Annotated in this window: 27 protein-coding genes and 1 pseudogene; 11 read left to right on the top strand and 17 right to left on the bottom strand. The window is 67.9% G+C overall.

Annotated elements, in window-relative coordinates; genetic code table 11:
- Positions 1 to 70 precede the first annotated feature (70 nt).
- Positions 71 to 658, top strand: a complete 588-nt coding sequence (locus A5780_RS35820; RefSeq protein WP_064911245.1) for a TetR/AcrR family transcriptional regulator — start codon at positions 71 to 73, stop codon at positions 656 to 658.
- A 12-nt stretch (positions 659 to 670) separates the two neighbouring features.
- Here the strand turns inward: A5780_RS35820 and A5780_RS35815 are convergent, their stop codons facing one another.
- Positions 671 to 1,315 (bottom strand): cysteine hydrolase, encoded by a 645-nt coding sequence (locus A5780_RS35815; RefSeq protein WP_064911244.1) that lies wholly within the window; start codon positions 1,313 to 1,315, stop codon positions 671 to 673.
- 7 nt (positions 1,316 to 1,322) lie between these two features.
- The gene (locus A5780_RS35810; protein WP_227462898.1) at positions 1,323 to 1,658 is read right to left on the bottom strand and encodes a hypothetical protein; all 336 of its coding nucleotides are present in this window, start codon (positions 1,656 to 1,658) and stop codon (positions 1,323 to 1,325) included.
- Between the two features lie 58 nt (positions 1,659 to 1,716).
- Between A5780_RS35810 and A5780_RS35805 the strand changes: the two genes are divergently transcribed.
- Positions 1,717 to 2,049 carry a helix-turn-helix domain-containing protein gene (locus tag A5780_RS35805; RefSeq protein ID WP_030513638.1) on the top strand — a complete coding sequence of 111 codons (333 nt, stop codon included), beginning with the start codon at positions 1,717 to 1,719 and terminating at the stop codon, positions 2,047 to 2,049.
- A 27-nt stretch (positions 2,050 to 2,076) separates the two neighbouring features.
- Here the strand turns inward: A5780_RS35805 and A5780_RS35800 are convergent, their stop codons facing one another.
- From A5780_RS35800 to A5780_RS35790, 3 genes are read right to left on the bottom strand one after another with little or no spacing between them, the layout of a single operon-like run.
- Positions 2,077 to 2,727, bottom strand: a complete 651-nt coding sequence (locus A5780_RS35800) for a Type 1 glutamine amidotransferase-like domain-containing protein (protein ID WP_063015953.1) — start codon at positions 2,725 to 2,727, stop codon at positions 2,077 to 2,079.
- A 6-nt stretch (positions 2,728 to 2,733) separates the two neighbouring features.
- Positions 2,734 to 3,573, bottom strand: a complete 840-nt coding sequence (locus tag A5780_RS35795) for a maleylpyruvate isomerase family mycothiol-dependent enzyme (RefSeq protein ID WP_063015954.1) — start codon at positions 3,571 to 3,573, stop codon at positions 2,734 to 2,736.
- Positions 3,570 to 4,040 (bottom strand): HIT family protein, encoded by a 471-nt coding sequence (locus tag A5780_RS35790; RefSeq protein WP_064905684.1) that lies wholly within the window; start codon positions 4,038 to 4,040, stop codon positions 3,570 to 3,572. Before A5780_RS35790 ends, A5780_RS35795 begins: the two co-directional genes overlap by 4 nt.
- Before the next feature lie 326 nt (positions 4,041 to 4,366).
- On the opposite strand from A5780_RS35790, the gene A5780_RS35785 reads away from it, so the two are divergent.
- The 4 genes from A5780_RS35785 (at position 4,367) to A5780_RS35770 (ending at position 7,715) form a co-directional block, all read left to right on the top strand.
- Positions 4,367 to 5,455: a Re/Si-specific NAD(P)(+) transhydrogenase subunit alpha gene (locus tag A5780_RS35785; RefSeq protein WP_064911269.1), complete on the top strand. Its 1,089-nt coding sequence runs from the start codon at positions 4,367 to 4,369 to the stop codon at positions 5,453 to 5,455.
- Positions 5,455 to 5,796: an NAD(P) transhydrogenase subunit alpha gene (locus A5780_RS35780; RefSeq protein WP_063011164.1), complete on the top strand. Its 342-nt coding sequence runs from the start codon at positions 5,455 to 5,457 to the stop codon at positions 5,794 to 5,796. Before A5780_RS35785 ends, A5780_RS35780 begins: the two co-directional genes overlap by 1 nt.
- 3 nt (positions 5,797 to 5,799) lie before the next feature.
- The gene (locus tag A5780_RS35775; protein WP_063015955.1) at positions 5,800 to 7,212 is read left to right on the top strand and encodes an NAD(P)(+) transhydrogenase (Re/Si-specific) subunit beta; all 1,413 of its coding nucleotides are present in this window, start codon (positions 5,800 to 5,802) and stop codon (positions 7,210 to 7,212) included.
- A gap of 185 nt (positions 7,213 to 7,397) precedes the next feature.
- Positions 7,398 to 7,715, top strand: a complete 318-nt coding sequence (locus tag A5780_RS35770) for a hypothetical protein (protein WP_063015956.1) — start codon at positions 7,398 to 7,400, stop codon at positions 7,713 to 7,715.
- A gap of 6 nt (positions 7,716 to 7,721) precedes the next feature.
- Here the strand turns inward: A5780_RS35770 and A5780_RS35765 are convergent, their stop codons facing one another.
- Positions 7,722 to 8,228 (bottom strand): MarR family winged helix-turn-helix transcriptional regulator, encoded by a 507-nt coding sequence (locus tag A5780_RS35765; RefSeq protein ID WP_063015957.1) that lies wholly within the window; start codon positions 8,226 to 8,228, stop codon positions 7,722 to 7,724.
- 59 nt (positions 8,229 to 8,287) lie between these two features.
- Between A5780_RS35765 and A5780_RS35760 the strand changes: the two genes are divergently transcribed.
- Positions 8,288 to 9,724 (top strand): MFS transporter, encoded by a 1,437-nt coding sequence (locus A5780_RS35760; RefSeq protein ID WP_063015958.1) that lies wholly within the window; start codon positions 8,288 to 8,290, stop codon positions 9,722 to 9,724.
- Between the two features lie 69 nt (positions 9,725 to 9,793).
- On the opposite strand, the gene A5780_RS35755 is transcribed toward A5780_RS35760, so the two are convergent.
- The 7 genes from A5780_RS35755 to A5780_RS35725 form a co-directional block, all read right to left on the bottom strand.
- Positions 9,794 to 10,003 (bottom strand): hypothetical protein, encoded by a 210-nt coding sequence (locus A5780_RS35755; RefSeq protein ID WP_063015959.1) that lies wholly within the window; start codon positions 10,001 to 10,003, stop codon positions 9,794 to 9,796.
- Between the two features lie 84 nt (positions 10,004 to 10,087).
- Positions 10,088 to 10,390, bottom strand: coding sequence for a hypothetical protein (locus A5780_RS35750; protein ID WP_063015960.1), 303 nt, complete (start codon positions 10,388 to 10,390; stop codon positions 10,088 to 10,090).
- The gene (locus tag A5780_RS35745; protein ID WP_064911243.1) at positions 10,391 to 11,812 is read right to left on the bottom strand and encodes a hypothetical protein; all 1,422 of its coding nucleotides are present in this window, start codon (positions 11,810 to 11,812) and stop codon (positions 10,391 to 10,393) included. It abuts the gene before it with no gap.
- A 5-nt stretch (positions 11,813 to 11,817) separates the two neighbouring features.
- A complete protein-coding gene (locus A5780_RS35740; RefSeq protein ID WP_064911242.1) occupies positions 11,818 to 12,138 on the bottom strand; it encodes a hypothetical protein in 321 nt (106 codons plus the stop codon).
- A 196-nt stretch (positions 12,139 to 12,334) separates the two neighbouring features.
- Positions 12,335 to 13,123 (bottom strand): oxidoreductase, encoded by a 789-nt coding sequence (locus tag A5780_RS35735; protein WP_064911241.1) that lies wholly within the window; start codon positions 13,121 to 13,123, stop codon positions 12,335 to 12,337.
- Positions 13,124 to 13,191: 68 nt separating this feature from the next.
- Complete coding sequence (locus A5780_RS35730; protein WP_064911240.1) at positions 13,192 to 13,767, bottom strand: TetR/AcrR family transcriptional regulator; 576 nt, start codon at positions 13,765 to 13,767, stop codon at positions 13,192 to 13,194.
- A 9-nt stretch (positions 13,768 to 13,776) separates the two neighbouring features.
- Positions 13,777 to 15,117: an MFS transporter gene (locus A5780_RS35725; protein ID WP_064911268.1), complete on the bottom strand. Its 1,341-nt coding sequence runs from the start codon at positions 15,115 to 15,117 to the stop codon at positions 13,777 to 13,779.
- A gap of 354 nt (positions 15,118 to 15,471) precedes the next feature.
- On the opposite strand from A5780_RS35725, the gene A5780_RS35720 reads away from it, so the two are divergent.
- Entirely contained in the window at positions 15,472 to 15,933 is a 462-nt protein-coding gene (locus A5780_RS35720) for a thioesterase family protein (RefSeq protein ID WP_082857200.1), read from the top strand.
- 21 nt (positions 15,934 to 15,954) lie between these two features.
- Here A5780_RS35720 and A5780_RS35715 read toward each other — a convergent pair whose 3' ends face one another.
- Genes A5780_RS35715 through pdhA form a run of 3 tightly spaced genes read right to left on the bottom strand, consistent with a single transcriptional unit; the run spans position 15,955 to position 19,442 of the window.
- Positions 15,955 to 17,373 carry a dihydrolipoamide acetyltransferase family protein gene (locus A5780_RS35715; protein ID WP_064911239.1) on the bottom strand — a complete coding sequence of 473 codons (1,419 nt, stop codon included), beginning with the start codon at positions 17,371 to 17,373 and terminating at the stop codon, positions 15,955 to 15,957.
- A gap of 24 nt (positions 17,374 to 17,397) precedes the next feature.
- A complete protein-coding gene (locus tag A5780_RS35710) occupies positions 17,398 to 18,378 on the bottom strand; it encodes an alpha-ketoacid dehydrogenase subunit beta (protein ID WP_063015967.1) in 981 nt (326 codons plus the stop codon).
- Positions 18,375 to 19,442, bottom strand: a complete 1,068-nt coding sequence (pdhA, locus tag A5780_RS35705) for a pyruvate dehydrogenase (acetyl-transferring) E1 component subunit alpha (RefSeq protein WP_064911267.1) — start codon at positions 19,440 to 19,442, stop codon at positions 18,375 to 18,377. Before pdhA ends, A5780_RS35710 begins: the two co-directional genes overlap by 4 nt.
- Before the next feature lie 264 nt (positions 19,443 to 19,706).
- Here pdhA and A5780_RS35700 point away from each other — a divergent pair.
- From A5780_RS35700 to A5780_RS35690, 3 genes and pseudogenes are all read left to right on the top strand, one after another.
- A pseudogene (locus tag A5780_RS35700) lies at positions 19,707 to 20,189 on the top strand (Lrp/AsnC family transcriptional regulator); the annotation flags it as partial.
- 188 nt (positions 20,190 to 20,377) lie between these two features.
- Positions 20,378 to 21,589 carry a benzoate/H(+) symporter BenE family transporter gene (locus A5780_RS35695; protein WP_064911266.1) on the top strand — a complete coding sequence of 404 codons (1,212 nt, stop codon included), beginning with the start codon at positions 20,378 to 20,380 and terminating at the stop codon, positions 21,587 to 21,589.
- 62 nt (positions 21,590 to 21,651) lie between these two features.
- Entirely contained in the window at positions 21,652 to 22,467 is an 816-nt protein-coding gene (locus tag A5780_RS35690; RefSeq protein ID WP_063015879.1) for a sulfurtransferase, read from the top strand.
- On the opposite strand, the gene atzF is transcribed toward A5780_RS35690, so the two are convergent.
- Positions 22,468 to 24,063, bottom strand: coding sequence for an allophanate hydrolase (atzF, locus tag A5780_RS35685; RefSeq protein WP_064911238.1), 1,596 nt, complete (start codon positions 24,061 to 24,063; stop codon positions 22,468 to 22,470).
- Positions 24,064 to 24,069 lie beyond the last annotated feature (6 nt).

Below are 24,069 nucleotides of genomic sequence, written 5' to 3'. Positions count from 1 at the left end.
ACCGGTTGGTTAGAACTATTCCAGCGCCCGCGACGTCGTGTCAACCAATTGGTTGGTTAGCATCGATGGCATGCCCCCGCGCGATCCCGAGGCCACCAAGGCCCGCATCTTCGAGGCGGCGACCGAGGAGTTCGCCGCCCACGGGATCGCCGGTGCCCGCGTGGATCGCATCGCCCGCAGCGCCAAGGCCAACAAGCAGCTGATCTACGCCTACTTCGGCGACAAACAACACCTGTTCGAACAGGTGCTGGAGAAGGCGATGCTCGATGTGGCCGCGGCGGTCTCGACCGATATCGACGATATCGATGCCTGGGTGGACGCCCATATCGCCTACCACCGCGAACATCCGGAATTCCTCCGGTTGCAGATGTGGGAGGCGTTGGAACTCGCGCCGGACCGAGTGACCGCCGGCGAGGCCCGCGCGCGCCGCTACCGGGACAAGATCGAGAAGGTCGAGGCCGCACAACGGCGGGGACTGCTGCGCGACGATATGCCGCCCGGCTATCTGCTCACCCTGCTGACCGGGCTGATCAACTATCAGCAGGCGCTCCCGCAATCCCGGCGGTTCGTCGTCGGCGGCCCCGACGATCCGGCGGAGCTGCGCAACTGGGTGCGTGACGCCGCGCGCCGGATCGTGGCGCCGCGCGAGGAATCCTGAGCCTTACACCCGCTAACGCCGCGCGGCGATCTCCGTCTCGAGGGTGGCCAGGTCGGTGGTCAGCGATCCGCCGGCGAAAGCCATTGCGGCATATGACCGTTCGGCGGCATCGCCATGTCCGGCGCCACAGGCGTCGGTCACCGTGATCGGCAGATAACCCAGATCGATGGCATGCCGCACCGTCGGCTCGATACCGACCTCGAGGGCGATCCCCGCGATCACGACGGTATCGATGCGCAGGTCACGCAGGGCGATATCCAGGGGTGTGCCCGCGAAGGCCGACATGGTGATCTTGTCGAAAACTACCTCGTCCGGGCCGGGGGTCAGCTCCGGAACCAGGTGATACTGCGGTGAGCCCTGCGGGAACATCGACCGCACCCGGCTCGGATCGTCCACGCGCTGCCACGCCATGGCCGTCCGCAGCTGCGCCACCCCGGCCGCGGCCGGCGGCAGTGACATGTGCCGGGTGTAGAACACGCGAAAACCGTTGGCTCGAGCCATATCACGAAGCCGGACGCAGGCATCGACGATCTGCTGCCCGGCGGCGATCTGACCGACGATGCCGACCTGCATGTCGTAGATCAGCACCGCGGTCCGAGCCGGATCGCACGCGTCCGCCACGGTCAGGGCGATGTCGAGTCCGAATGCATGCCGCATATACTGCTCACCTGGTCCGATCGTAGGGTTCGGCCGTGTCGACCGACGCGTCCATGAGCGCCTCGAGCGGGAGTGGGGCGGTCACCGGAACGTAGGTCCATTCCAGAAAGCCCTTCTTGGACAACGGGAAATCGTCCACATATCGCCGGGCCTCCGCGACACTGTCCACCTCGAAGACGATCACCACACCCGATTCGTCCGCACGGGCGTAGTTCTCCCGGACGATTCCGGCCTTCCAGAGGCGCCACACATTCGCGACCTCCTCGGGCAGATACGGTGTGATGGTCTCGAGCGTGACCCCGGGTTTGAAGCGGTCGAAGGCGATAACTTTCATGAGATCCATGCAAGTCCCGCGATTACAGTGTTACAAGAGCGCACTTTTCGGTAAGTAGGTGAGCGCGATGTCGCAGCGGCGGTATTACTGCCCGGTCGAGGTCACTGTCGACCTGATCGGTGGGAAGTGGAAACCGGTGATCCTCGCGCATTTGAAGGAGGGGGTGCGGCGCTACGGTCACCTGCGCCGGGCCATGCCCTCGACCAGCGAGAAGATGCTGGTGCAGCAACTGCGCGAGCTCGAGGCCGACGGTCTCGTCAGCCGGACCGTATTCGATACCGTCCCGCCGCAGGTGGAATACGATCTGACCGCCGAGGGGCGCAGCCTGGTTCCGGTGTTGACCGCGCTGTACGAATGGGGCGAAAAACGGTGTGAGCGAACGGGTATCACCCTCGGGTGAGCACGATCGCGGCCGGACCGTGCCGGGTCAGCCGGCTGCGGTCAGCACCTCGGTGCGTGCACCGTCGACCACGACGGCATCGTCGTCGGTCAGCGCCCAGTGCGGCGTTCCCGCCGCGCGCAAACGGGCGGCCAGGCGGGTGCCGTGGCCGTCCGGATCGGTGGCCGGCGAATCCACATGCGGGACGATCGCCCGGTCCACCAGTCCCAGTCCGTCCCAGCGCGGCTCGATACCACAGGCGAGCCGCACCTCGGCCGGATCGTCGGCGTCCTCCAGGCCGTGCAGGTCGGGAGTGAGCAGGCAGGCGCCCGCGCTGTACCCGGTGTAGGCCAGCGCGTCCTCGGCCAACAGGTCACGCAGCACGAGATCGGCCGCGCTGCGGGCGAACTGGGCCCGCAGGACGAAGGTGTTGCCGCCGCGAACCCACAGCGCCGGATATCCGCGCAGCACCCGCTCCAATTCGGCGCGACGACCGATGTAATCGCGCAGATCGACCACCTCGGGCCGAAAACCGCTGCGCCGCAGGGGAACCAGATCGCTGGTCACCGCCCCGGACCACGCGGACGGCCACGCATCGCAGGCGTTCGGAACGACCGCGATCGGCCCCGGGCCGCCGACCAGCTCGGCGAACCGGTCGTAGTGGGCGCCGAATCGGTAACTGGACAAGAAGAGTCGCACGGCGAGTCAGATGGTGAAGGCGAGATTCGCGGCGATCCGCTCACCCAGTGCGCGGTCGCCGTCGACCTCGATCTCGTCGCGATGATCCGCGGCGGCGGTGCGTCCGCCGCACAGGCGGGCGAACAGGCTCGAACTCAGCCGAACGACGGTGTCGGCCGGACGATCGAGGGTCGCGACGACGTCCGCGCGCCCGTCGACGCGGATGTGGACGGTCCGGGCGACGGGACCGGTGGTCTCGATCGTGATGCGGGATCCGTCGGGCGCGCCGCCCCGCTTGACCACCACGCGCCCGAGGAAGGGTTCGATCTCGTCCAGTGCGATCTCGGCGCGCCGGCCGCCCTCGTCCATACCCAGGGCTTTCGCATCGCCGCCGAGCGCGTCGGTGATGTCGAGTTGATGCATCCAGCAGTCGAACAACCGCACCCGCATGAACCTGCCGTACGGCACCACCCCGATCGGGGACTGGATATCGGCGGTCCAGGCGGCCTCGTCGACGGCCGCCAGCGCGGCGCGGCGCCGGTCGGTCACCTCTGTGAACCGCCGCAGCAGTTCGTCGCCGCGCAGCGGTCGCAGCGATTCCAGCCACATCTCGTTCAGCGCTCCGGTGTCGTTGCGGACGTGGTCGAAGGCGTGAACGTCACGGTCCACCTGTGGTAGCGACTCGCCGAGCAGCATCGATTCGGTGCCGACGACATGGGCGAGCACATCGAAGATCGTCCACCCCGGCAGCGGTGACGGCAGCCGCCAGCGGTCCTCGTCCAATCCGGCGGTCAGTTCCGCCAGCACATCCCACTGGCCGGAGAGCGCACTGGTCAGTTCGGCGCGGTCGAGTGAGGCTGTGCTCATGAACGAGTCTCCCTGTCGGTCGGGTCGAGTCGGTCCGGTTCCGCGCCGAGCCGGTCGAGCCCGGTGCGGAGCGCGGCCGCGGTGGCCGTCGGATCGTGCGGCCGTCGCAGCAGGAAGCCGCGGGCGAAGGTGAACAGATCACCACCGCGGCGCGGCACCACGTGCAGGTGGACGTGATGCACCGTCTGGAAGGCCGCTTTACCGTCGTTGAGTACGAGATTCGCGCCGTCGGCGCCGAGATCGCTGCGCCGCAACGCCTTTGCGATGCGATGGCCCACGCGGAACAGGTCCGCGCCCAGTTCGGCGTCGAGTTCGTCGAGGTGGGCGGCATGGCTTTTCGGAATCACCAGGGTGTGTCCCCGGGTGATCGGCCGGATGTCGAGGAAGGCGTACACGCGCTCGTCCTCGTAGATCCGCGTCGCCGGCGCGTCGCCCGCGACGATCCGGCAGAAGATACAGCCACTCACCACGCAGACATTACGGCGTAAGGCGCACCCGGCATAGCCCGCTTCTGCGCTGCGTGAAGCGGCAATCGAGGGAAAAGCCGTGGTGTGATGTGATGTTGATCTCAACTAATCTCACCGGCCTGCCGGGTACAGTTGCGAGAATTATTTCGGACCTTACTGAAAAGTAAGTTCCGCTCGGCCAGACCCAACAGGCGGCCCACCTGGACATCAGGGGGCCAGCTTGCCGTCACAAGTAAGGAAGTTGACCAGTGGAGACAACGCAGGGCGCGAACGAGGGCGCGCAGCCCGGCGACGACAGTCGCGCGTCGCACCGCACGCGTGTCGGTGTGGTTCGTGAGACCAATGCCGACGAACGACGCGTCGCGTTGGTGCCGAAGATCATCCCGAGCCTGGTGAAGCAGGGTGTACAGGTCGTCGTCGAAGCCGGCGCGGGTGTCGGGGCATTGATTCCGGACGAAGCCTACGAGGCCGCGGGCGCGACGATCGGTGATCCGTGGCAGGCCGAGGTCGTGGTGAAGGTGGCCCCGCCCAACGACGCCGAGATCGCCAAACTGTCCGAGGGCCAGACACTGATCGGATTCCTCGCTCCGCGCAACGCCGACAACAAGATCGGGGCGCTGCAGAACGCGGGCGTGCGCGCATTCGCCGTGGAGGCGATCCCGCGCATCTCGCGTGCGCAGGTGATGGACGCGCTCTCCTCGCAGGCCAATGTCGCCGGGTACAAGGCGGTGTTGCTGGCGGCGTCGGAGTCGACGCGCTTCTTCCCGATGCTGACCACCGCGGCGGGCACGGTGAAGCCGGCGACGGTGCTGGTGCTCGGTGTGGGTGTCGCGGGTCTGCAGGCCCTGGCGACCGCCAAGCGTCTCGGTGCGCGCACCACCGGATACGACGTGCGGCCCGAGGTGGCCGACCAGGTGCGGTCGGTGGGTGCGCAGTGGCTGGATCTGGGTATCGATGCGGCCGGCGAGGGTGGTTACGCCCGCGAGCTGACCGAGGACGAAAAGGCCCAGCAGCAGCAGGCTTTGGAAGATGCCATCAAGGGTTTCGACGTGGTGGTGACCACCGCGCTGGTGCCGGGTCGCCCCGCGCCGCGTCTGGTGACCGCCGCGGCGGTGGAGGGGATGAAGCCCGGCAGTGTGATCATCGACCTGGCGGGGGAGACCGGCGGCAACTGCGAGCTGACCGAGCCCGGTAAGACGGTGGTCAAGCACGGTGTCACGATCTGCTCGCCGCTGAATCTGCCGGCGACGATGCCCGAGCACGCCTCGGAGCTGTACTCGAAGAATATTGCGGCGCTGCTGGAGCTGATGCTGAAAGACGGCGAGCTCGAGCCCGATTTCGGCGACCAGGTGCTCGCCGATTCCTGTGTGGCCGGTGCGCCGAGCCGTCCCGCCGATTCCGAGGAGCAGGGCTGATGTATACCGAGCTTTTGGCCAATATCGCGATTCTGGTGCTGTCCGGATTCGTGGGTTTCGCGGTGATCTCCAAGGTGCCCAACACCTTGCACACCCCGCTGATGTCGGGCACCAACGCCATTCACGGCATCGTGGTGCTGGGTGCGCTGGTCACCCTCGGCAAGGTCGAGCACCCGTCGGTGATCACGCAGATCATTCTGTTCGTCGCGGTGGTGTTCGGAACGCTGAACGTGGTCGGTGGTTTCGTGGTGACCGACCGGATGCTGGGGATGTTCAAGGGCAAGAAGCCCGCTGCGTCGGGCGCGGAGCGCCCTGGAAATACCGAGAAGGCGGGCCGCTGACTCATGGACAATCTGGTCAACATCCTTTATATCGTCGCGTTCTCGCTGTTCATTTATGGCCTGATGGGCTTGACCGGTCCGAAGACCGCGGTGCGTGGTAACTGGATCGCGGCGGTCGGTATGGGCATCGCGGTGATCGCGACGTTCATCTCCATCCGGGACACCTCGAACTGGATCATCATCATCGCGGGCCTGGTTGTCGGTGTGGCGCTGGGTGTTCCGCCGGCGAAGTTCACCAAGATGACGGCGATGCCGCAGCTGGTGGCGGCGTTCAACGGTGTCGGTGGTGGCACGGTCGCGTTGATCGCGTGGTCGGAATTCCTCAACAGCGACGGCTTTTCGTCGCTGCACGAGCAGCCCACCGTTCACATCATCATCGGTTCGCTGTTCGCGGCGATTATCGGTTCGATCTCGTTCTGGGGCTCGCTGATCGCGTTCGGCAAGCTGCAGGAGATCCTGCCCGGCCGCCCGATCGGGCTCGGGAAACTGCAGCAGCCGGTCAACCTGCTGCTGGCCCTGGGCGCGATCGCCTCCGCGGTGGTCATCGGTATCGGCGCCACCAAGGACGGCGCGCCGTGGTGGTGGATGGTGCTGCTGCTGGTGCTGGCCGCGGTGCTCGGTCTGATGGTCGTGCTGCCGATCGGCGGCGCGGACATGCCGGTGGTCATCTCGCTGCTCAACGCGCTGACCGGTCTGTCCGCGGCGGCCGCGGGTCTGGCATTGAACAATACCGCGATGATCGTGGCCGGCATGATCGTCGGCGCGTCCGGCACCATCCTGACCAACCTCATGGCCAAGGCCATGAACCGGTCCATCCCGGCCATCGTCGCGGGTGGTTTCGGTGGTGGCGGCGGTGCCGCCGCGGCCGGTGGCGGTGAGCAGAAGCAGGCCAAGGCCACCTCGGCCGCCGACGCCGCGATCCAGATGGCCTATGCCAACCAGGTGATCGTGGTGCCCGGCTACGGTATGGCCGTCGCCCAGGCCCAGCACGCGGTGAAGGAGATGGCCTCGCTGCTGGAGGCCAAGGGTGTCGAGGTCAAATACGCCATCCACCCGGTCGCGGGTCGCATGCCCGGCCACATGAACGTGCTGCTGGCCGAGGCCGAGGTCCCCTACGACGCGCTCAAGGAAATGGACGACATCAACGGCGAATTCTCGCGCACCGACGTGGCTTTGGTGATCGGCGCCAACGACGTCACCAACCCCGCCGCGCGCGAGGACTCCTCCAGCCCGATCTACGGCATGCCGGTGCTCAACGTCGATCAGGCCAAGAGCGTGATCGTGCTGAAGCGGTCGATGAACTCCGGCTTCGCCGGCATCGACAATCCGCTGTTCTACGCCGACCACACCTCCATGCTGTTCGGCGACGCCAAGAAATCCGTCGGAGCCGTCACCGAGGAACTCAAGGCGCTGTAGCGATCGAGGCGCGTCACCACCGCATCGGTGGCGGCGCAGGTTCGGACCCGAAACGGCCCGCAGCACATCTGCTGCGGGCCGCTTCCTTGCGTGCACGGTGCCTTCCGGCAGCGCGGGGCGGACTAGAGTGGCCCGCAGAGCGCGGTGGTGCCGGGAGCGTCGCACAACAGCCGGAAGGGGTCGACATGACGGTTCGGGAGCGATTCGATCTGCCTGCGGTGGGCGATGATTCGGCGGTCTACGGGACGCCCTATCAGACCCCCGAGGGCGCCACGGTCATCCCGGTGACACGCCCCGGCGGAAAATTCCGGCGCGCGCGACCGCTGGGCGTCTTCGTAATCCAGGACGGGAACACCGGCTGGCATGCCGTCACCGACGACACCGCCATCGCGCTGCTGGGCATCTTCGTCGGCTTGGTGGCGACGACGCTGTCCTTGATTGCGGTCGTACGGAATCCGCCGTGGCCGGACGTCAGGATCCGGATCGACCGCAAGGAGCGCTGAGGAGGGTCATCGCCGCCAGGCGTCGGTGCGCTCGGCACTGTCGAGAAACGCGTCGACCATGCGGTGGTTGAGCGCCGCGAGCTGACGCAGGTCCTCGGTCGACCAGTCCGCCAGCGCGTCGCGCATATGACGTCGGCTCACCGCGCGGATAGCGTCGACGGTGGCCCGGCCCTCGTCGGTGATGCGCACCCGCTGTGCCCGGCGGTCCTCCGGATCGGTCACCCGATCGACGTAGCCGGCCCGTTCCAGGCGCTGGATCTGACGCGTGACATGCGGCGCCTCCACATCCAGGCAGGCCGCGAGCTCACCCATGCGCATGGGCTCCGCGGCGTCGGCGAGCATCCGCAGCAGCGGCACGTTCGCGCGGTCGAGATTCACCCCGGCCGCGGCCACGGTGCGATCGTGCCGTCTGGCCCGGGTGAGCAGGTGCGCGATCCGGGTCAGGGCGCGCTCGAGTTCCACGATGTAGTCGGCGTCGACCACCGATTCGGGACTTCCTTCGGAACGCGGCACAGGGTTATCCTACTACCCAACTTACTTAAGTTAGGTAAGTATAAAGATAGGGAACTCAGATGACGTCGACCGTCACCGGCCGATCCACCGGAACCGATTCCGAAACCGGTGCGCCGGCGCACCTGGTCGTCACGCTGCTGGCGCTGTGCGCGGCAGGACTCGTGGTCTCGCTGCAGCAGACCGTGGTAATTCCGTTGCTGCCCAGGCTGATCGGGCAACTTCACACCGACGTCGCGGGTGTGACGTGGTTGTTCACCGCCGCGTTACTCACCGGAGCCGTTGCCACGCCGCTGCTTTCGCGTTTCGGCGACATGTACGGCAAGAAGCGCATGGTGATGTTCTGTATGGGACTGCTGATCGCCGGTTCGGTGGTCTGCGCGGTGGCGACTTCGCTGGGGGTCTACATCGTCGGCCGGGCGCTGCAGGGCACGTCGTCGGCGTTGATTCCCCTGGGTATCGGCATCATTCGCGACACCTTCCCGCGCGAGCGGCTCACCACCGCCATCGGCGTCATCAGCGGCACCATGGGTGTCGGCGGCACCATCGGCATGCTGGTGACCGGCGTCATCGCGGACAAGACCACCAATCCGCATCCGGTGTTCTGGATGACCGCGGTGCTGGCCGTGATCGCCACAGTGCTGGTCGGGGTGAGCGCCAAGGATGTCGGGCAGCGCCACGGCGGGCAGCCGGACTATCTCGGCGCGGTCCTGCTCGCCGGTCTGCTGGTGTGCCTGCTGCTGGCCATCAGCGAGGGACCGCGCTGGGGCTGGGGAGAGACCAGCGTGATCGGGCTGTTCGCCGCGGCCGCCGTGCTGGCGGTGGTGTGGGTGCTGGTGGAGCGCAAGGTCGCGCAGCCGCTGGTGCGCTTGCCCCTGCTGGTCGGTCCGCGCTCGCTGTCGGCCAATATGGCGTCTGCGCTGCTGGGCTTCGCGATGTTCGGCTCCTTCACCCTGATCTCGAATTTCGTGCAGACCCCCGCCGACAAGGTCGGCTACGGTCTGTCCGGCTCGGTGCTGGCCGTGGGTCTCTACGGCATTCCCAGCTCGGTGCTGATGACCTTCTTCTCCTTCCGGACCGGGCGCATCGTCGCGCGCATCGGACCCGCCTTCACCCTGGCCATCGGCGCGGCCTTCGCCGGCGCGGCGACCGGATGGCTGGCGCTGTCGAATGCGCACGGCTACGACATGGTCATCTCGAATACGCTGCAGGGCATAGGCTTCGGGATCGGCTATGCGGCGCTGGGAACCCTTGCCGTCCAGCATGTTCCGATGAGCGAGAGCGGAATCGCCAGCGGGATCAACTCACTGGTGCGTACGGCGGGCGGCAGTATCGCCGGCGCCATCACGGCCTCGATCCTGAGCGCTCTCACCATCGGTCACACCGGGGTGCCGTCGCTGCACGCCTACGTGATCAGCTTTGCGGTGCTGAGTGTCGGGGCGTGGCTGGCCGCGGCCGTGGCGCTGGGCAACGGCCTGCGGCACAAGCACGAACGGTAGCGGTCAGCGGTTATCGTATGCCGTAACCGGGATCCCACATTTCTGGCGGATCGAGAACGCGGATGACCGTCAGGACAACCGTCCCAGTGCGGGGAGCAGCACAAAGCAGCCGGCAGTGCCGACCAACGCCACCGCGATGCCTGTGCCAAGCTGTCGCGCGCCCCCTCCGCGAGCGCAGAGCACAGCAGCGGCGATCAATTCGATCGCGTACAGCAGGACGAGCGCGAAGATCAGGTAACCGTTGATGAAGAACGGAATCACGTTCAGCGTGAGGCACACTGCAGCCCCTCTGAATGACAGTGGGCCGAACCAGGTTTCGCGCCTGTGCTGCGGAGCGGAGTGTTCTCGGGTCACAGGACGCTCCTACCTGGTCGCGAAATAGAGGCATCCGATGATGACAGACGACCCGAGCCATATGCCCGCGGTGGTCACTGCGGCAAGAGCTACGCCGCGGGCGGGCCCCCGCGCCTTCCATCGAAGGAGCGAGGCGATCAGGGTACCTACCACCGAGGCGGCGAGAAACGAACCGAAGATCGTGCCGTCGGTGTCCGAGTGCATCGCGCGCGCCGCGATGATCATGACCACCAACTGCAGCAGGAAGAAACCCGCGACGCCCCATGTGGCGAGGCGCCAGAACCGCGCATCTTCCGACGAAGAGGGCGTCATTCAGGCCGTCCCTGCGGGTATCCGCTGCACTGGGGCGGTAGGCGGCGCCGTGACCGGACCGAACGATGTCGACGGCTTCGGATTGCCTGGCACATCATAGCGATCGTTCCACTCGGTGAACGGACCGAAGGCCGCACCTCCCACGCCGATGTCATGGTGAAACGGCAGATTCAGAGCCGGGCCGAGTGAGCTCCCGGATCGAGCCGGATCCAGCGCGATCGTTTGCGTGCGACCGTCGGGGGTGTCTTGATACACCTCCAATGATGGGTAATCGGTGCGCGTCCCGTTCACTTGGACCCCGTTCGGACCGGGCTGGAACACCAAATCGCCGTTGACCGTGACATCGTGGCCATCCAGGCCGGGAGGTTTGGTCATCCAAGAGGGCGGCAGTGGGTTACCCGCGTCGTATTGGATGCGTACCGACCCGTCTGGGTTCTGCCACACTTTCCCTTCCGGCGCACCAACTTTGACCTCGCCCGGGCTGCCGTCGTCGTTCTCGCGGACAGACGGGTTCTGGCGCATGACGACGATGCCGTTCTCGTAGTCGACATACGTAGTGACCTTCGTATGTTCGGGATCGAAGTTCGGGTCGGCCGTTCGATTGTTGCCCAAGTCGCGAGCGCCGGGATTGAGATTGAGCGGGTTGGGGTCCGGGTCGGAGACGTCACGTTGCTCGATGTACTGAGACGATCGGACCACCCCCTGCCCAGGAACGGGCGTGATCTTGACGACACGGATCTCGGGCCCGACCCCCTTGAACTCCGGGGTATAGCTGTTCGGGTTCAGGACCTCGGCTGTACTCCAGTCGGATGCGGTTGTCGGCGGACGCCCGAACAACTGCTGGAACGCCGCGGCCGAGGTACGGATCCGATCCGGATCGGCGCGGGAATCCATCGATTTGAAGCTCTGATCGGCCACCTTGATCGCCGTCAAGGTAGTCGTCGATGCCAGCCTCGTCAGTTCGTCGTTGGCCGTGGCAATGGCGGCGCTCCATTGCGCATCGGCGGTTCGGAGGCTGGCGACCAGTCCCGGCAGGCGAGAAAGCTGCACGCCCGCTTCGGAATTCGGATCTTGTATTCCGGTTGCGCTCCAGTCGTCAGCGACGGCAACCGGCGGGACGACGTAATGCTGAAAGATCGTCTTGATTTCCGCTATCGGGTACTGAAGGTCGCGAGCTGCGCCGGCGCAGGCGGCACCGAGGTCATCGTATGCGGTGGCAATCGCTCGCATCTGAGTCTGTTCGCGGTCGGCTTTGTCTTCAGCGGCTCGGGCAGCCGCGCCTTGCCACGCCAGATCGTCGTGGATGGTCTTGTGCAGCGTGCCCGCTACTTTGACGATAGCGTCGGCAATCTGGCCGGCCCGGTCGGCGACGCCCTGCAGGCCCGACGTATCCATGGCCAGTACTTCTTTCGGAGTCGGCATGATGGCTACCGGCCCGCGTGCGGGTCGCCGGAATTCAGATCCGCGACAGCGGCGAGGCGCTGAGCGGCGTCTTGGTCGTTGCCGTGAAAGCTGTCTGCACACGTCACCAACAGGGCTGAGAACTCGTCGAAACGCGCCTTCAGAACGTCTTTGGCTTGCGTACTCGCCGCATTGGACTTGCCGAGTTCGGTCCCTACCGACAAACCCGCGAGCAATTTCGCCACCGGATCGGCGTCGAGTTTCGGCGCATTGTCGACCTCGGTCGGTAGTAGCGCCAACTCCCCGGCCGCGGCCCGCACTCCGTCCGGATCGACTTGAAATGTCATTTCCCCTCCTCGTGTCAGCATAGAGCAGGGAAGCGGGTCTCGCGGTGGATGACGACTGCGACGACCGAGCGCGCACACCGGGGTGCCGTCGCTGCACGCCTACGTGATCAGCTTTGCGGTGCTGAGTGTCGGGGCGTGGCTGGCCGCGGCCGTGGCGCTGGGCAACGGCCTGCGGCACAAGCACGAACGGTAGCGGCTAGGCGACTTTCAAGGTTCCGCCGTCGATGATGTAGTCGGCGCCGACGATATTGCCGGCCCGGGCTGAGACGAGGAAGGTGACCAGCGCGGCCACCTCCTCGGGCTCCGAGATCCGCCCCGAGGCGATGCCGAAACTCTCGCTGATTCCCGCGAGTAGATCATCGTGCGAGATGCCCTGCGCCGCAGCAAGTTTCCCGCCGAATCGGTTCGGGTCGCGCCAGAGCGGCGTGCCCACGACACCGGGGGAAACGGTGTTGACGCGCACGCCGCGCGGGGCCAATTCCTCACTGAGGCGTTTGCTCAGCGAGGTGAGCGCGGCCTTGGCCTCGCTGTAGCCGGTCGGTCCGGCCGCGGGCAGACGCGAATTGATCGAAGAGATGTTCACGATCGAACCGCGGCGTTCCAGCAGGCTGGGCAGCGCCGCGCGCGTGGTCCAGACGGCGCTGAACAGGTTGAGGTCGAACAGGGTTCGCCACTGCTCGTCGGTGATGTCGGTGAATGCGCCCAGCCCGAGCCGATCGGCGTCGCCGCCGCCGACATTGTTGACGAGGATGTCGATGCCGCCGAGTTCGCGCAGTGCCGAATCGATCAGCGTGGTGGCGCCCTCGGAGGTACCGAGGTCGACCGAATAGGCTGCGATGCTTGCCTTTTCGAGCTCCGGTGTGACGGTGCGCGCCGCGCCGACCACCAGCGCGCCCTCGGCGGTCAGCGCCTCGGCGATCGCCAGTCCGATGCCTCGGCTCGCGCCGGTGACGACGGCGGTCTTGCCGGTCAGTTCGAGGTCCATGAGATTCCCTTTCTTGAACTTAAGGTCAAAAATTCGGGTGTGAAAAAGGCCGCGACCGCGGCCGGATATCAGAATGTGGTCAGTGCGGTGTCGATGATGCGGTGCAGAGCCTCCGCATCGCTGGTCTTGGCCATGACGCGCAGTCCCACGATGGTGTTCATCAGGAATTCGGCGGCGGCTCGCGGATCGACGTCCTGTGCCACGTCGCCGTCGCGGCGACCCTGATCGATCCGCTCGGCCAGGGCGGACATGGTGTGCTCCTGCATGGTCCGGACCGCCTTCGTGATCTCGGCATCCTGTGCGGAGAATTCGGTAGCGGTGTTCACCGCCAGGCAGCCACGCCGAACAGGCTGCGCCACATCGGAATCCACCAGAAACCGGATGAACGCGCCGATGCACTCCCGTGCCGTCCCCGGCCGCGCCATGAACTCGCCGACTACTTCCGACCCCATCCGGTCGTAGCGGTTCAGCACCCGCTCGAACAGCTCCCGCTTACTGCCGAACGTGTTGTACAAACTCCCCTTCCCGATCCCGGTCGCCTCGGCCAGCTGCGCCGGCGAAGTATTCGCATACCCATGAGTCCAGAACGCATCCATCGCCCGATCCACCACGGTCTCGGTCTCGAAGTTGCGCGGCCTGCCCACACCGCAACCCTACGGGTTTTTGTCCTCCAGGTCAACAACTCGGTGTGCGTCCCCGACGGTCCCGGCGAACCAGGCGCAGAGCAGGACGGCTATCAGGGGGAAGGTGAAGGCGAGGGTGAGGGAGGTGAGTTGGGCGAGCCAGCCGATGACCGAGGGGCCGGCGAGGAAGCCGAGGTAGCCGAGGCCGAAGACCTTGGACATGTCGGTGGCGGCGGTGGTGGTGCCCAGATTGCCTGCGGCGGTGAAGATTTGGGGGACGCCGCCGGCGAGGCCGAGGCCGGCGAGGATCCAGCCCGTGAGGCTCAGCGGCAGCCACGGCGAGACCATGATGACGGCGAGGCCGGCGGCGCCGAGGACCGAACCCCAGCGGACGACGGCGACGCGGCCGAAGCGTTCGCTGACCCGGTCCGCGGTGAAGCGGCCGACGGTCATCGCAATGGAGAACGCGCCGAACGACAGTGCGGCGGTGGCGTCGCCGACCCCCAGGTGTTCGTGCGTCTGCAGGGCGCTCCAGTCGTTGGCCACGCCCTCGGCCATCAGCAGGGCGAAAGCGATGGCGGCCAAGGCCAGTACCTTCGGCGGGAGCAGACGCCGGATGCGCCGCCGCACGGATTCGCCGCGTCGGGTGCGGCAATCATGCGATGCCACGGCGGATTTCACGTCCGATTCGCGAGCCACCGCGGCAGCGGTGCCCGCGTGGTCGGCGGCCGGCGCGGCGTATTCGGCGGCGCTCGGTTCGACGTGCGAGGTCGTGTGCGGGCGGGGGAGCAGACTCGGCGCACTGGCCAGCATCACCAGCAGGCCCAGCACCGCCGCGACCGCGAAACTCACCCGGATATCGGCGCCGGCGTGCATGGCCGCCGCGCCGGCGAGCGAACCGACCAGGCCGCCGCAGGAGAAGAGTGCGTGGAACGCGGCCATGATCGGCCGGCCGTAAACCCGCTCGACCTGCACGGCTTGGGCGTTCATCGACACGTCGAGCGCGCCGTTGCCGAAACCGAAGATCGCGAGCGCAAGGCCGAGCTGGATCGGCCCGGTCGCCCACGCCGGCCCGCTCACCGCCACGATCAGCCAGCTGACGGCGGCGGCGACCAGAGCCCGGCTGCCGAAGCGGTCGGCGAGCGGACCCGCCGCCTGCATACCGACGATGCCGCTGCCGGCCATCACCAGAATCAGTAATCCCAGGGTTCCGTGCGATACCCCGGTGCGATCGGTGATGACCGGAATGTGCACCACCCACATCGCGGCCAGGAACCCGTTGAGCGCGAAAGTCGCGAACACCGCTGCCCGCGCGCGGCGAGCGGCCGGAGCAACCGTCCCGCGCCGTGTCGTCTCCACCGATGAATGCATCGATTCGACGGTACCGGGCGCGCACCGATTGTTCACCGCACGAGAGGCCGTGCCGGACCGGGCGGCCCGGCACGTGGATCCCCTTGGGGCCCAACACCCGAAGCGCCTGCCCCGCGGGTACGACTCCGGAGCGGAGGAGTGCGTCGAAGCGTCGTTGATTCGGCGGCGCCGACCGCGGTCGGCGGCTCCCCGTCTCCCGAACGATCACGGCATCGTCGACGTCACCGCACGGGCCCCGGATGTAACCGGTTTCGATTCGAGTGTATGACCTACCACCGACACGTTTCGGCGGCGCGCCGGGTTCACCGCCGCCTCCGCCCGCGTCGCTGAGGTCGCGTCACTATTGTCGGGGCGGTGACCACACAGCAGGACTACCCGGTGCTCTGGCCGGTGCCGACCCGATGGGCCGACAACGACCACTACGGCCACGTCAACAACGTGACCTACTACTCGTACTTCGACACCGCGGTCAACGCCTGGTTGATGGCCGCGACCGGCACCGACATCCGGGAACTGCCCGCGATCGGCGTGGTCGCCCAGACCTCGTGCCAGTATCTGGGCTCGCTGAGTTTTCCCGACCAACTGCGGGTGGGGCTGCGAATCAGCCGCCTCGGTCGCTCCAGCATCACCTACGATCTGGCGATCTTCCGAGTCCTGGACGCCGGCACCGCCGCCGACACCACAGGGGAAGATCTGGAGTTGGCCGCCACCGGCACCTTCGTGCACGTCTACGTGGACAACGAGACTCGCAAATCGGTCGAGATCCCGGCGATCATCCGCAGCGCCGCCGCCGCGCTGGTGACCGACGAGACCTAGGCGCCGGCGCCCCGGGGGACCTCAGACCCGGCCCAGCAGGGTCAGCGGATCCTCGAGCAGTGAGGCCACCGTCGACAGGAACCGCGCGCCGAGCTCACCGTCGATCATGCGGTGATCGAAGCTCACACCCAGCGTGGTGATCCACCGGATCGCCGGTTCGTCGCGGTACACCCAGGGGCGTTTCCGGATCGAACCCAGGCACAGAATCGCGCCTTCGCCCGGGTTGACCAGCGGCACACCGGTGTCCACACCGAAGACACCCACATTGCTGATGGTGAAGGTGCCGCCGCGCAGATCGGCTGGGGTCGCCGAGCCGGCGCGCGCCACATCGGCGAGCCAGCCGATCTCCCGGCACAGTTCGCGCAGGCTCAGCGACTGCGCCTCCTTGATTTTGGGGACGAGCAGGCCGCGTTCGGTGGCCACGGCGATGCCGAGATTGACGTAATGCTTGGTGACGATCTGATCGGCCTCGGCGTCCCAATAGGAGTTGATCCCCGGGAATTCGGCGATCGCCGCCAGCGTCGCCTTCGCGACCAGCGCCAGCGGAGTGAGCGACAGGCCGGTGAAGGAGTCGGTGCTGCGCAGGTGGTCGAGCAGTTCCATCGAGGCGGTGAAATCGGTGGTGACGAACGCGCTGGCCTGCGGGATGGTGCGGGCGCTGGTGGTCATGGCCGCGGCGATGCGCTTGCGGACGCCGCTGACCGGGGTGCGGGTTTCGCGTTCGCTCGGCGTCGGCCGGATGACGCCGCCGTCGGGCCGCATGGTCGGCACCGGCGGGGCGGCCGGACGGGGCGCGTCGGCGGCCTCCTCCTCGGTCCGCACTCGGCGCGGCGGCTGCGATACCGGCACCGCGTGGCGCACATCCTCGACCGTCACCGCCCCACCCGGACCGGAGCCGGCCACGAAGGCGATATTGATACCGAGTTCGCGAGCCAGCTGGCGGGCGGCCGGAGTGGCGGGCGGGCGGCCCGGGAACTCCGGCGGAATCTCCTCGCCGCGTGCGGGCGCGGCCGAATGCGGCTTCGCCGCACCGTTTTTCGCGGAGCGACGCCGGGTCGGCGCTTCGGCCCCGGGGCCGTAACCGACGAGCACCGACGTGCGGCCCTCGGCGGCCCCGGAAGCTTCGCCGGTAGCCCCGGAAGCCGCGGCTGCCGTCGTGGAAGCTTCGCCGGCATCGGCGCGCACTCTGATCAGCGGTGCGCCGACCGCCACCGTTTCACCGGGCCGGGCCAGCAGCTCGGCGACCTGCCCGGCGAACGGACACGGTAGTTCCACCTGCGCCTTGGCGGTCTCCACCTCGGCGATGGTCTGATTGAGCTCGACGGTATCGCCGACGGCCACCGACCAGGAGATCAGTTCGGCCTCGGTCAATCCCTCCCCGAGATCGGGCAGCCGGAACTCGAGTATGTGATTGTTGTCGTCCACAGCAGGGTCTTCCAACGGGCACCTCTGTCCGAACAGTTATCAGGCGGCGAAGGTTCGATCGACCGCGTCGAGAATGCGGTCCGGGTCTGGCATGTGGTGCCGTTCGAGCTTAGCCGGGGGATAGGGGATGTCGAAGCCACCGACGCGCAGGACCGGCGCCTCGAGGTAGTAGAAACACCGTTCGGCGATGCGCGCGGCGATCTCGGCACCGAGTCCGGCGAAGACGGGCGCTTCGTGTGTGACGATCAGCCGGCCGGTCCGGCGCACCGATTCCTCGATGGTGTCGAAGTCGATCGGCGACAGGCTGCGCAGATCGATCACCTCGAGTGAATGACCCTCTCCGGCCGCGATTTCGGCCGCCGTCAGCGCGGTGGCGACCATCCCGCCGTAGGCGACGAGGGTGGCGTCGTGGCCCGACCGGCGGATGCGTGCCCGGTCCATGGGCAGCGGATCGGCGTCCAGAGCGGTGAAATCGAGATCGGCCTTGTCCCAGTAGCGTCGCTTCGGTTCGAAGAAGACGACCGGGTCGTCGCACGCGATCGATTGGCGCAACAGTCGATACGCGTCCTCGGGCGTGCTCGGCGACACCACGCGCAGTCCGGCGGTATGCGCGAAATACGCCTCCGGTGACTCCGAATGATGTTCGACCGAACCGATTCCGCCGCCGAAGGGAATCCGGATGGTGATCGGGGCGCGGACCTTGCCCTGCGTGCGGTAGTGGATCTTGGCGACCTGCGAAACGATCTGGTCGAAGGCCGGGTAGACGAATCCGTCGAACTGGATCTCGCACACCGGCCGCAGACCGCGCAGTGCCATTCCGAAAGCCGTTCCGATGATGCCGGATTCGGCCAGCGGCGTGTCGATGACGCGATTGTTGCCGAAGTCCTTCTGCAGCGTGTCGGTCACCCGGAATACGCCGCCGAGCCGCCCGATGTCCTCACCCATCAGCACGACCTTCGGATCGTCCTCCAAGGCCCGGCGCATCCCCGTGTTCAGCGCGTTCGCGAAGGTGGTGATCATGCCCGTACTCCTTCCTCGAAATCCGCCAGGTATCCGGAGTACTCGTCGCGCTCGGCGGCGATCAGGGGATGCGGGGTGGTGTAGACGTGCTCGAACAGCTGCATCGGATCCGGATCGGGCATGTCGATGGTCGCGGTGCGGACCGCGGCACCGACCGCGTCGGCGCGTTCGGTGACCCGCCGCTCGAAGTCGCTGTCCCACAAACCCTCTCGCTCGAGCAGCCGTCGCATGCGGTCGATCGGATCGCGGCGCTTCCACAGTTCGGTTTCCGCGGCCGAACGGTAGCGGGTGGGATCGTCGGCGGTGGTGTGCGGGCCCATCCGATAGGTGATGGCCTCGATGAACGAGGGGCCGCCGCCGGCGCGGGCGCGGGCGACGGCCTGGCGGGTCACCGCCAGCACCGCCAGCACGTCGTTGCCGTCGACCTGGACGCCCGGTATGCCGTACCCGTAGGCGCGCCGGACGATCGGCGTCTGGCTCTGCACCTCTACCGGTTCGCTGATCGCCCAGTGGTTGTTCTGGCAGAAGAACACCACCGGCGCACTCCAGGTGGCGGCGAAGCCGAGCGCCTCGGCGATATCGCCCTGACTGCTGGCGCCGTCACCGAAGTAGGTCAGCACCGCGATCTCCGCACCTTCCAGGTGTGCGGCGTAGGCGTAGCCGGTGGCGTGCAGGCCCTGAGAGCCGACGACGATGGCCGGATTGGTCATATTGATCTCGTCCGGGTCCCAGCACGAATGCGCGACGCCCCGCCACAGCCGGGTGATGAGAGTGGGATCCACGCCGCGGCAGTAGGCGACACCCGCCTCGCGGTAGCTGCAGAAGACATAGTCGTCGTCGTGCAGCGCGCGAGCCGAGCCGATCTGCGATGCCTCCTGCCCGAGCAGCGGGGCCCACAGGCCGAGTTGGCCCTGCCGCTGCAATGCGGTGGCCTCGACGTCGATGCGGCGGGTGACGACCAGGTCCTCGTACAGTTCGCGCAGTTCGGCCGGACCGATATCCGCGATCAGGGCCGCGTGCTCGCGGTCGAGAACGCGGCGCCCGTCGGGCTGGACCAGTTGCACGGGATAGGGGTTCGTCCCGGTGTCGTGCCTGGTTGTGGTGTTGTGCGCGGTGGTGTTGTGCGTAGTGGTGTTGTGCACAGCCGTCACCTCCTCGTTGCCGCGTACGACGGGGTCTTCCGTCCCTCGCGATCCGGCGGACTGCTCTTCGCCAGCTGTGTGCTGTACTTCACAGCATCCACGATTGAGCGGGATGCGCAAGTGGCGACACGCGAACTGTGCAGAATGCTCGATCCCGACCGGGTAGGAGCTGTCATACTGCGTAACATGCCCAGTGCCGAACCCGCCCCGGCGACTATCGACGCCACCGACGCCCGGCTGCTGCTGGAACTGGTTGCCAACCCTCGTGCCACCGGGGTGGAACTGGCCACGCGGCTGGGGCTGTCCCGTAACACCGTGCAGGCCCGGCTCGCCCGATGGGAGGCCGCCGGTGTGCTGGCCGGATTCGAGCGGCGGGTGGACCCGCGCGCACTCGGTTACCGGCTCGCGGCCTTCGTCGCGGTGGTGGTCGATCAGCATCGGCTCGCCGACGTGGTGTCCGAACTCGCCGAGATCCCCGAGGTCACCGAGGTGTGCGGCACCACCGGGCAGACGGATCTGACCGTTCGCGTGGTCGCGCGCGACGCCGACGATCTGTATCGGATCACCGGCGCGATCCTGAAGATCGCGGGCGTGCAGCGCACCAATATGGCGCTGGTCATGCAGCAGTTGGTCGGGCCGCGCACCGCGCCGCTGCTACAGCGACTGGCCGGAGCCGACGAGGCGGCAGCATCGCGACAGGATGCCGGACGAAACGACGCAGGGCGATCCGATGCCGGCGAGAATTCGGTCCAGTTCCGGCGTACTGGCCGCTGACGGCGGGGCCAGCCGCCCGCGAAGATAGCTCGGTGACTGCCACCGATTCCGCCTCCCGCCCGCCCGATGTCGCCGAGGGGCAGATGGGCCTCCGAGCGGCGGTCGAGGGCGAACACGGGCCCGGCGGTACCGGACAAGCGGTCGGCGCCGGGATCATCGCGGCGCTGGTCGGTTTCACCAGTTCGTTCGCCGTCGTGCTGGCGGGACTGACCGCGGTCGGCGCGACACCGGCGCAGGCCGCCTCGGGCCTGCTGGCCGTCTGTGTCACCCAGGCGCTGGGCATGTGGATCCTGAGCCGGCGCTATCGCATGCCGATCACCCTCGCCTGGTCGACTCCCGGTGCGGCGCTGCTGGCCGGCGCCGGCGCGGTAACCGGCGGCTGGCCCGCGGCGGTGGGGGCGTTCGCGGTCACCGGCTTATTGATCGTTCTCACCGGCTGCTGGTCACGGCTGGGCCGGCTGATCACCGCGATCCCGGTCGAGATCGCGCAGGCCATGCTCGCCGGTGTCCTGCTGCCGCTCTGCCTCGCGCCGCTGCGGGCCCTGACCACCTCGAGTGCGGCAGTGGTGGCGCCCGTGCTGGTGGTGTGGGTGGTGCTGCAGCGGTACGCGCAGCGGTGGGCGGTGCCCGGCGCCTTCGCCACCGCGGTGGCCGGGGCGGGAATCTCGATGATCGCCGGACATCGCTCGATTCCGGTCGCCGATCTGATTCCGAAACTGGAAATCACTGTGCCGCACTGGAGTTGGCAGGCCGTCATCGGCATCGCGATTCCGCTGTACGTGGTCACGATGGCCGCGCAGAACATACCCGGCGTGGCGGTCATGAGCTCGTTCGGCTATCGGGTGCCGTGGCGGGCGTCGATGACCGTCACCGGCCTGGGAACCATCGTGGGCGCTCCGGCGGGCGGGCATGCGATCAACCTGGCCGCGATCAGCGCGGCGTTGGCGGCCGCGCCCTCGGCCCATCCCGATCCGCGCCGGCGCTGGGCGGCCACCATGGCCGCCGGGGCGTCCTATCTCGTGCTGGCCCCGGCCGCCGCGGCGCTGGTCGCGCTCGCCGCCGCCGCGCCCGCCGGTGTGCTGGAAACCGTTGCCGGACTTGCCCTCCTCGGCACCTTCGCCGCCGCCCTCACCGCGGCGCTCGGGGTGGCCGAACATCGCGTCGCGGCCACGGTGACCTTCCTGGTCTCGGCCTCCGGGATCGCGGTGTTCGGCATCGGTGCCGCGTTCTGGGCGGTGGTCGCGGGCCTGGTCGTGCGGTGGATGCTGACTCGCCGGGACGCGCCCGTGTCGTAGGCTGACACGTGTTCGCGTCACGGGTACATCTGTTGACTGAGGAGCCGGGCTTGACCGCGGTACTGATCTCCCCCGAAGAACTCCGGAAATCGCTGGCGGACAGCGAGAGCCGGACGCATCTGCTGGATGTGCGCTGGGCGCTGGGCGATCCCGACGGTCCCCAGCACTATCTCGCCGGCCACATTCCCGGCGCGATCTTCGTCGATCTGGAGACCGAGCTGGCCGCCCCGCCCTCCCCGGCGCACGGCCGCCACCCGTTGCCGACGCTCACTCACCTGCAGAAATGCGCGCGCAGCTGGGGACTGCGCACCGGGGAGCCGACGGTCGTCTACGACGCCACCGGCGGCATGGCCGCCGCCCGGGCGTGGTGGCTGCTGCGCTGGGCGGGCCTGCGCGACGTGCGCATTCTCGACGGCGGCCTGCCCGCGTGGGAACGCGGCGGCGGCGATCTGGCCGTCGGCACCGAACCCGACCCGGCGCCCGGCGACGTCGTGCTCACCCCCGGCAATATGCCGGTGGTGGATGCCGACGAGGTCGCGGGCTGGCCGGGCGCGCTGCTGGACGCGCGAGCCGGGGAACGCTATCGCGGGCAGGTCGAGCCGATCGACCCGCGCGCCGGCCACATTCCCGGCGCGGTGAGCGTGCCGACCGTGGAAAACCTCACGTCCGAGGGCACTTTCAAAACTCCGGACCAGTTGCGGGCGCGGTTCTCCGATCTCGTCTCCGGTCCGGTGGCGGTCTACTGCGGTTCCGGGGTGACCGCAGCGCACCAGATCGCGGCGTTGTCGGTCGTCGGAGTGTCGGCCGCGCTGTACCCGGGTTCGTGGTCGCAGTGGTCGTCGGATCCGGAGCGTCCGGTCGCCACGGCCCTGGATTGATCAGCCCACGGCCCCGGCCGCGAGGGCCGCGCGCCAGTCACCGTATTCGCTGATGTCCTTCCCTTCCGCCGCGGCGGTCCCGTCACATCCGAATGCGGTGTGCCAGGTGCCGTCGTCGAGTTCGACGGCGCCCAGCTGCATCGGCGCCGGTAATGCGGCGAGGAAGCGGCCGAGAGCGGCGGGGGAGAGCAACCAGCGTTCGCCCCCGACGGACACACCGCCCTCGCAGCGGGTCACCGCGGGTTTCGGTGGGGTGGTGTCCAGGGCGGCGAGGCGATAGGCCGCGGCCGTGCGGACCGGCCCGGCCCAGCGCGCGCCGAGCGCATGCAACTGGTGTTCCAACGGCTGGCCGCGCAGATGTGCCCCGAACACGATCAGCTCGCACACCGGCGCCACCGCCAGGGGCCACGGCCGCGTGATCTCCGCATCACCGGTGATCGCCACGGCGATGTCCAAGGCCACCGCATCCTCGAACGGCCGAGCGAAAACCGTGACGCCGAAACAGGATTCGCCCGCCGTGCCGGCCGGAACGGCCACCGCGCACAGATCGAACAGATTGCAGAAGTTGGTGTAGGTGCCCATGCGGGAGTTGATCCCGATCGGATCCGCCTCGACCTGCGCGATGGTGGGATGCATCGGGGCGGTCGGCGCGAGCAGGGCGTCGGCGTCACCCAGACTGTCCATCGCGAGGGCGCGCAAGCGCTCGAGTTCGGCGCGATCGGCGACCAGCCGATGCGCCGGAATCGCGCCCGCGGCGCGGATGATGCTCGCGACGGTGGGGTCGACGGCGTCGGGGCGCGACTCGACGAATTCGCCGACCGCGGCGTATCTTTCGGCGACCAGCGCACCGTCGTAGAGCAGCCGGGCCGCGGCCAGGAACGGCTCCGGGGCGATCTCCACGATGGTCGCGCCGCGCTGCCGTAACACGGCGACGGCCCGCTCGAAGGCCGCCCGCCACACCGGGTCGAGTTCCGGCAGGTCGGCGAAGATCGCGACGGTCGGGCGCGGCGGCGCCGCCAGCCTGGTATCGGCGGGCCAGGCACGTCCGGGCGCCTCGGCGGCCATCACTCCCATCGCCTGGTCGGCACGTGCCGGGTCGGCGGCGAAGATCGTCACGCAATCGTAGGAACGGCAGGCCGGGACGACCCCCTCGGTGGAGACGACTCCTACGGTCGGTTTGATGCCGACGATGCCCTGCAGCGCCGCCGGAACGCGCCCGGAACCCGCGGTATCGGTGCCGAGGGCGATATCGGCCGCACCGGTCGCGACGGCCACCGCCGACCCGGAACTCGAACCGCCCGAGATGAATTCGGGCCGCCGCGAATCGGAGACCGGACCGTAGGGCGAGCGGGTGCCGACCAGACCGGTCGCGAATTGATCCATATTGGTCTTGCCGACCACCACCGCACCCGCGGCGCGCAGGGCCGCGACCGCGGGCGCGTCGCGTTCGGGTAGATAGGCGTAGTCCGGGCAGCCTGCGGTCGTCGGCAGGCCGGCCACGTCGACGTTGTCCTTGACGGCCACCCGCAGGCCTGCCAACGGTCCCGGGCCGTGCGGGCCCGGATCGTCGGCACAGCGGTGAATCCAGATGCTCACGTCGGT

It is taken from the genome of Nocardia sp. 852002-20019_SCH5090214, assembly GCF_001665865.1.
In the GTDB taxonomy this organism is placed as follows: domain Bacteria; phylum Actinomycetota; class Actinomycetes; order Mycobacteriales; family Mycobacteriaceae; genus Nocardia; species Nocardia nova.
This window is presented reverse-complemented; position numbering and strand designations above follow the sequence as displayed.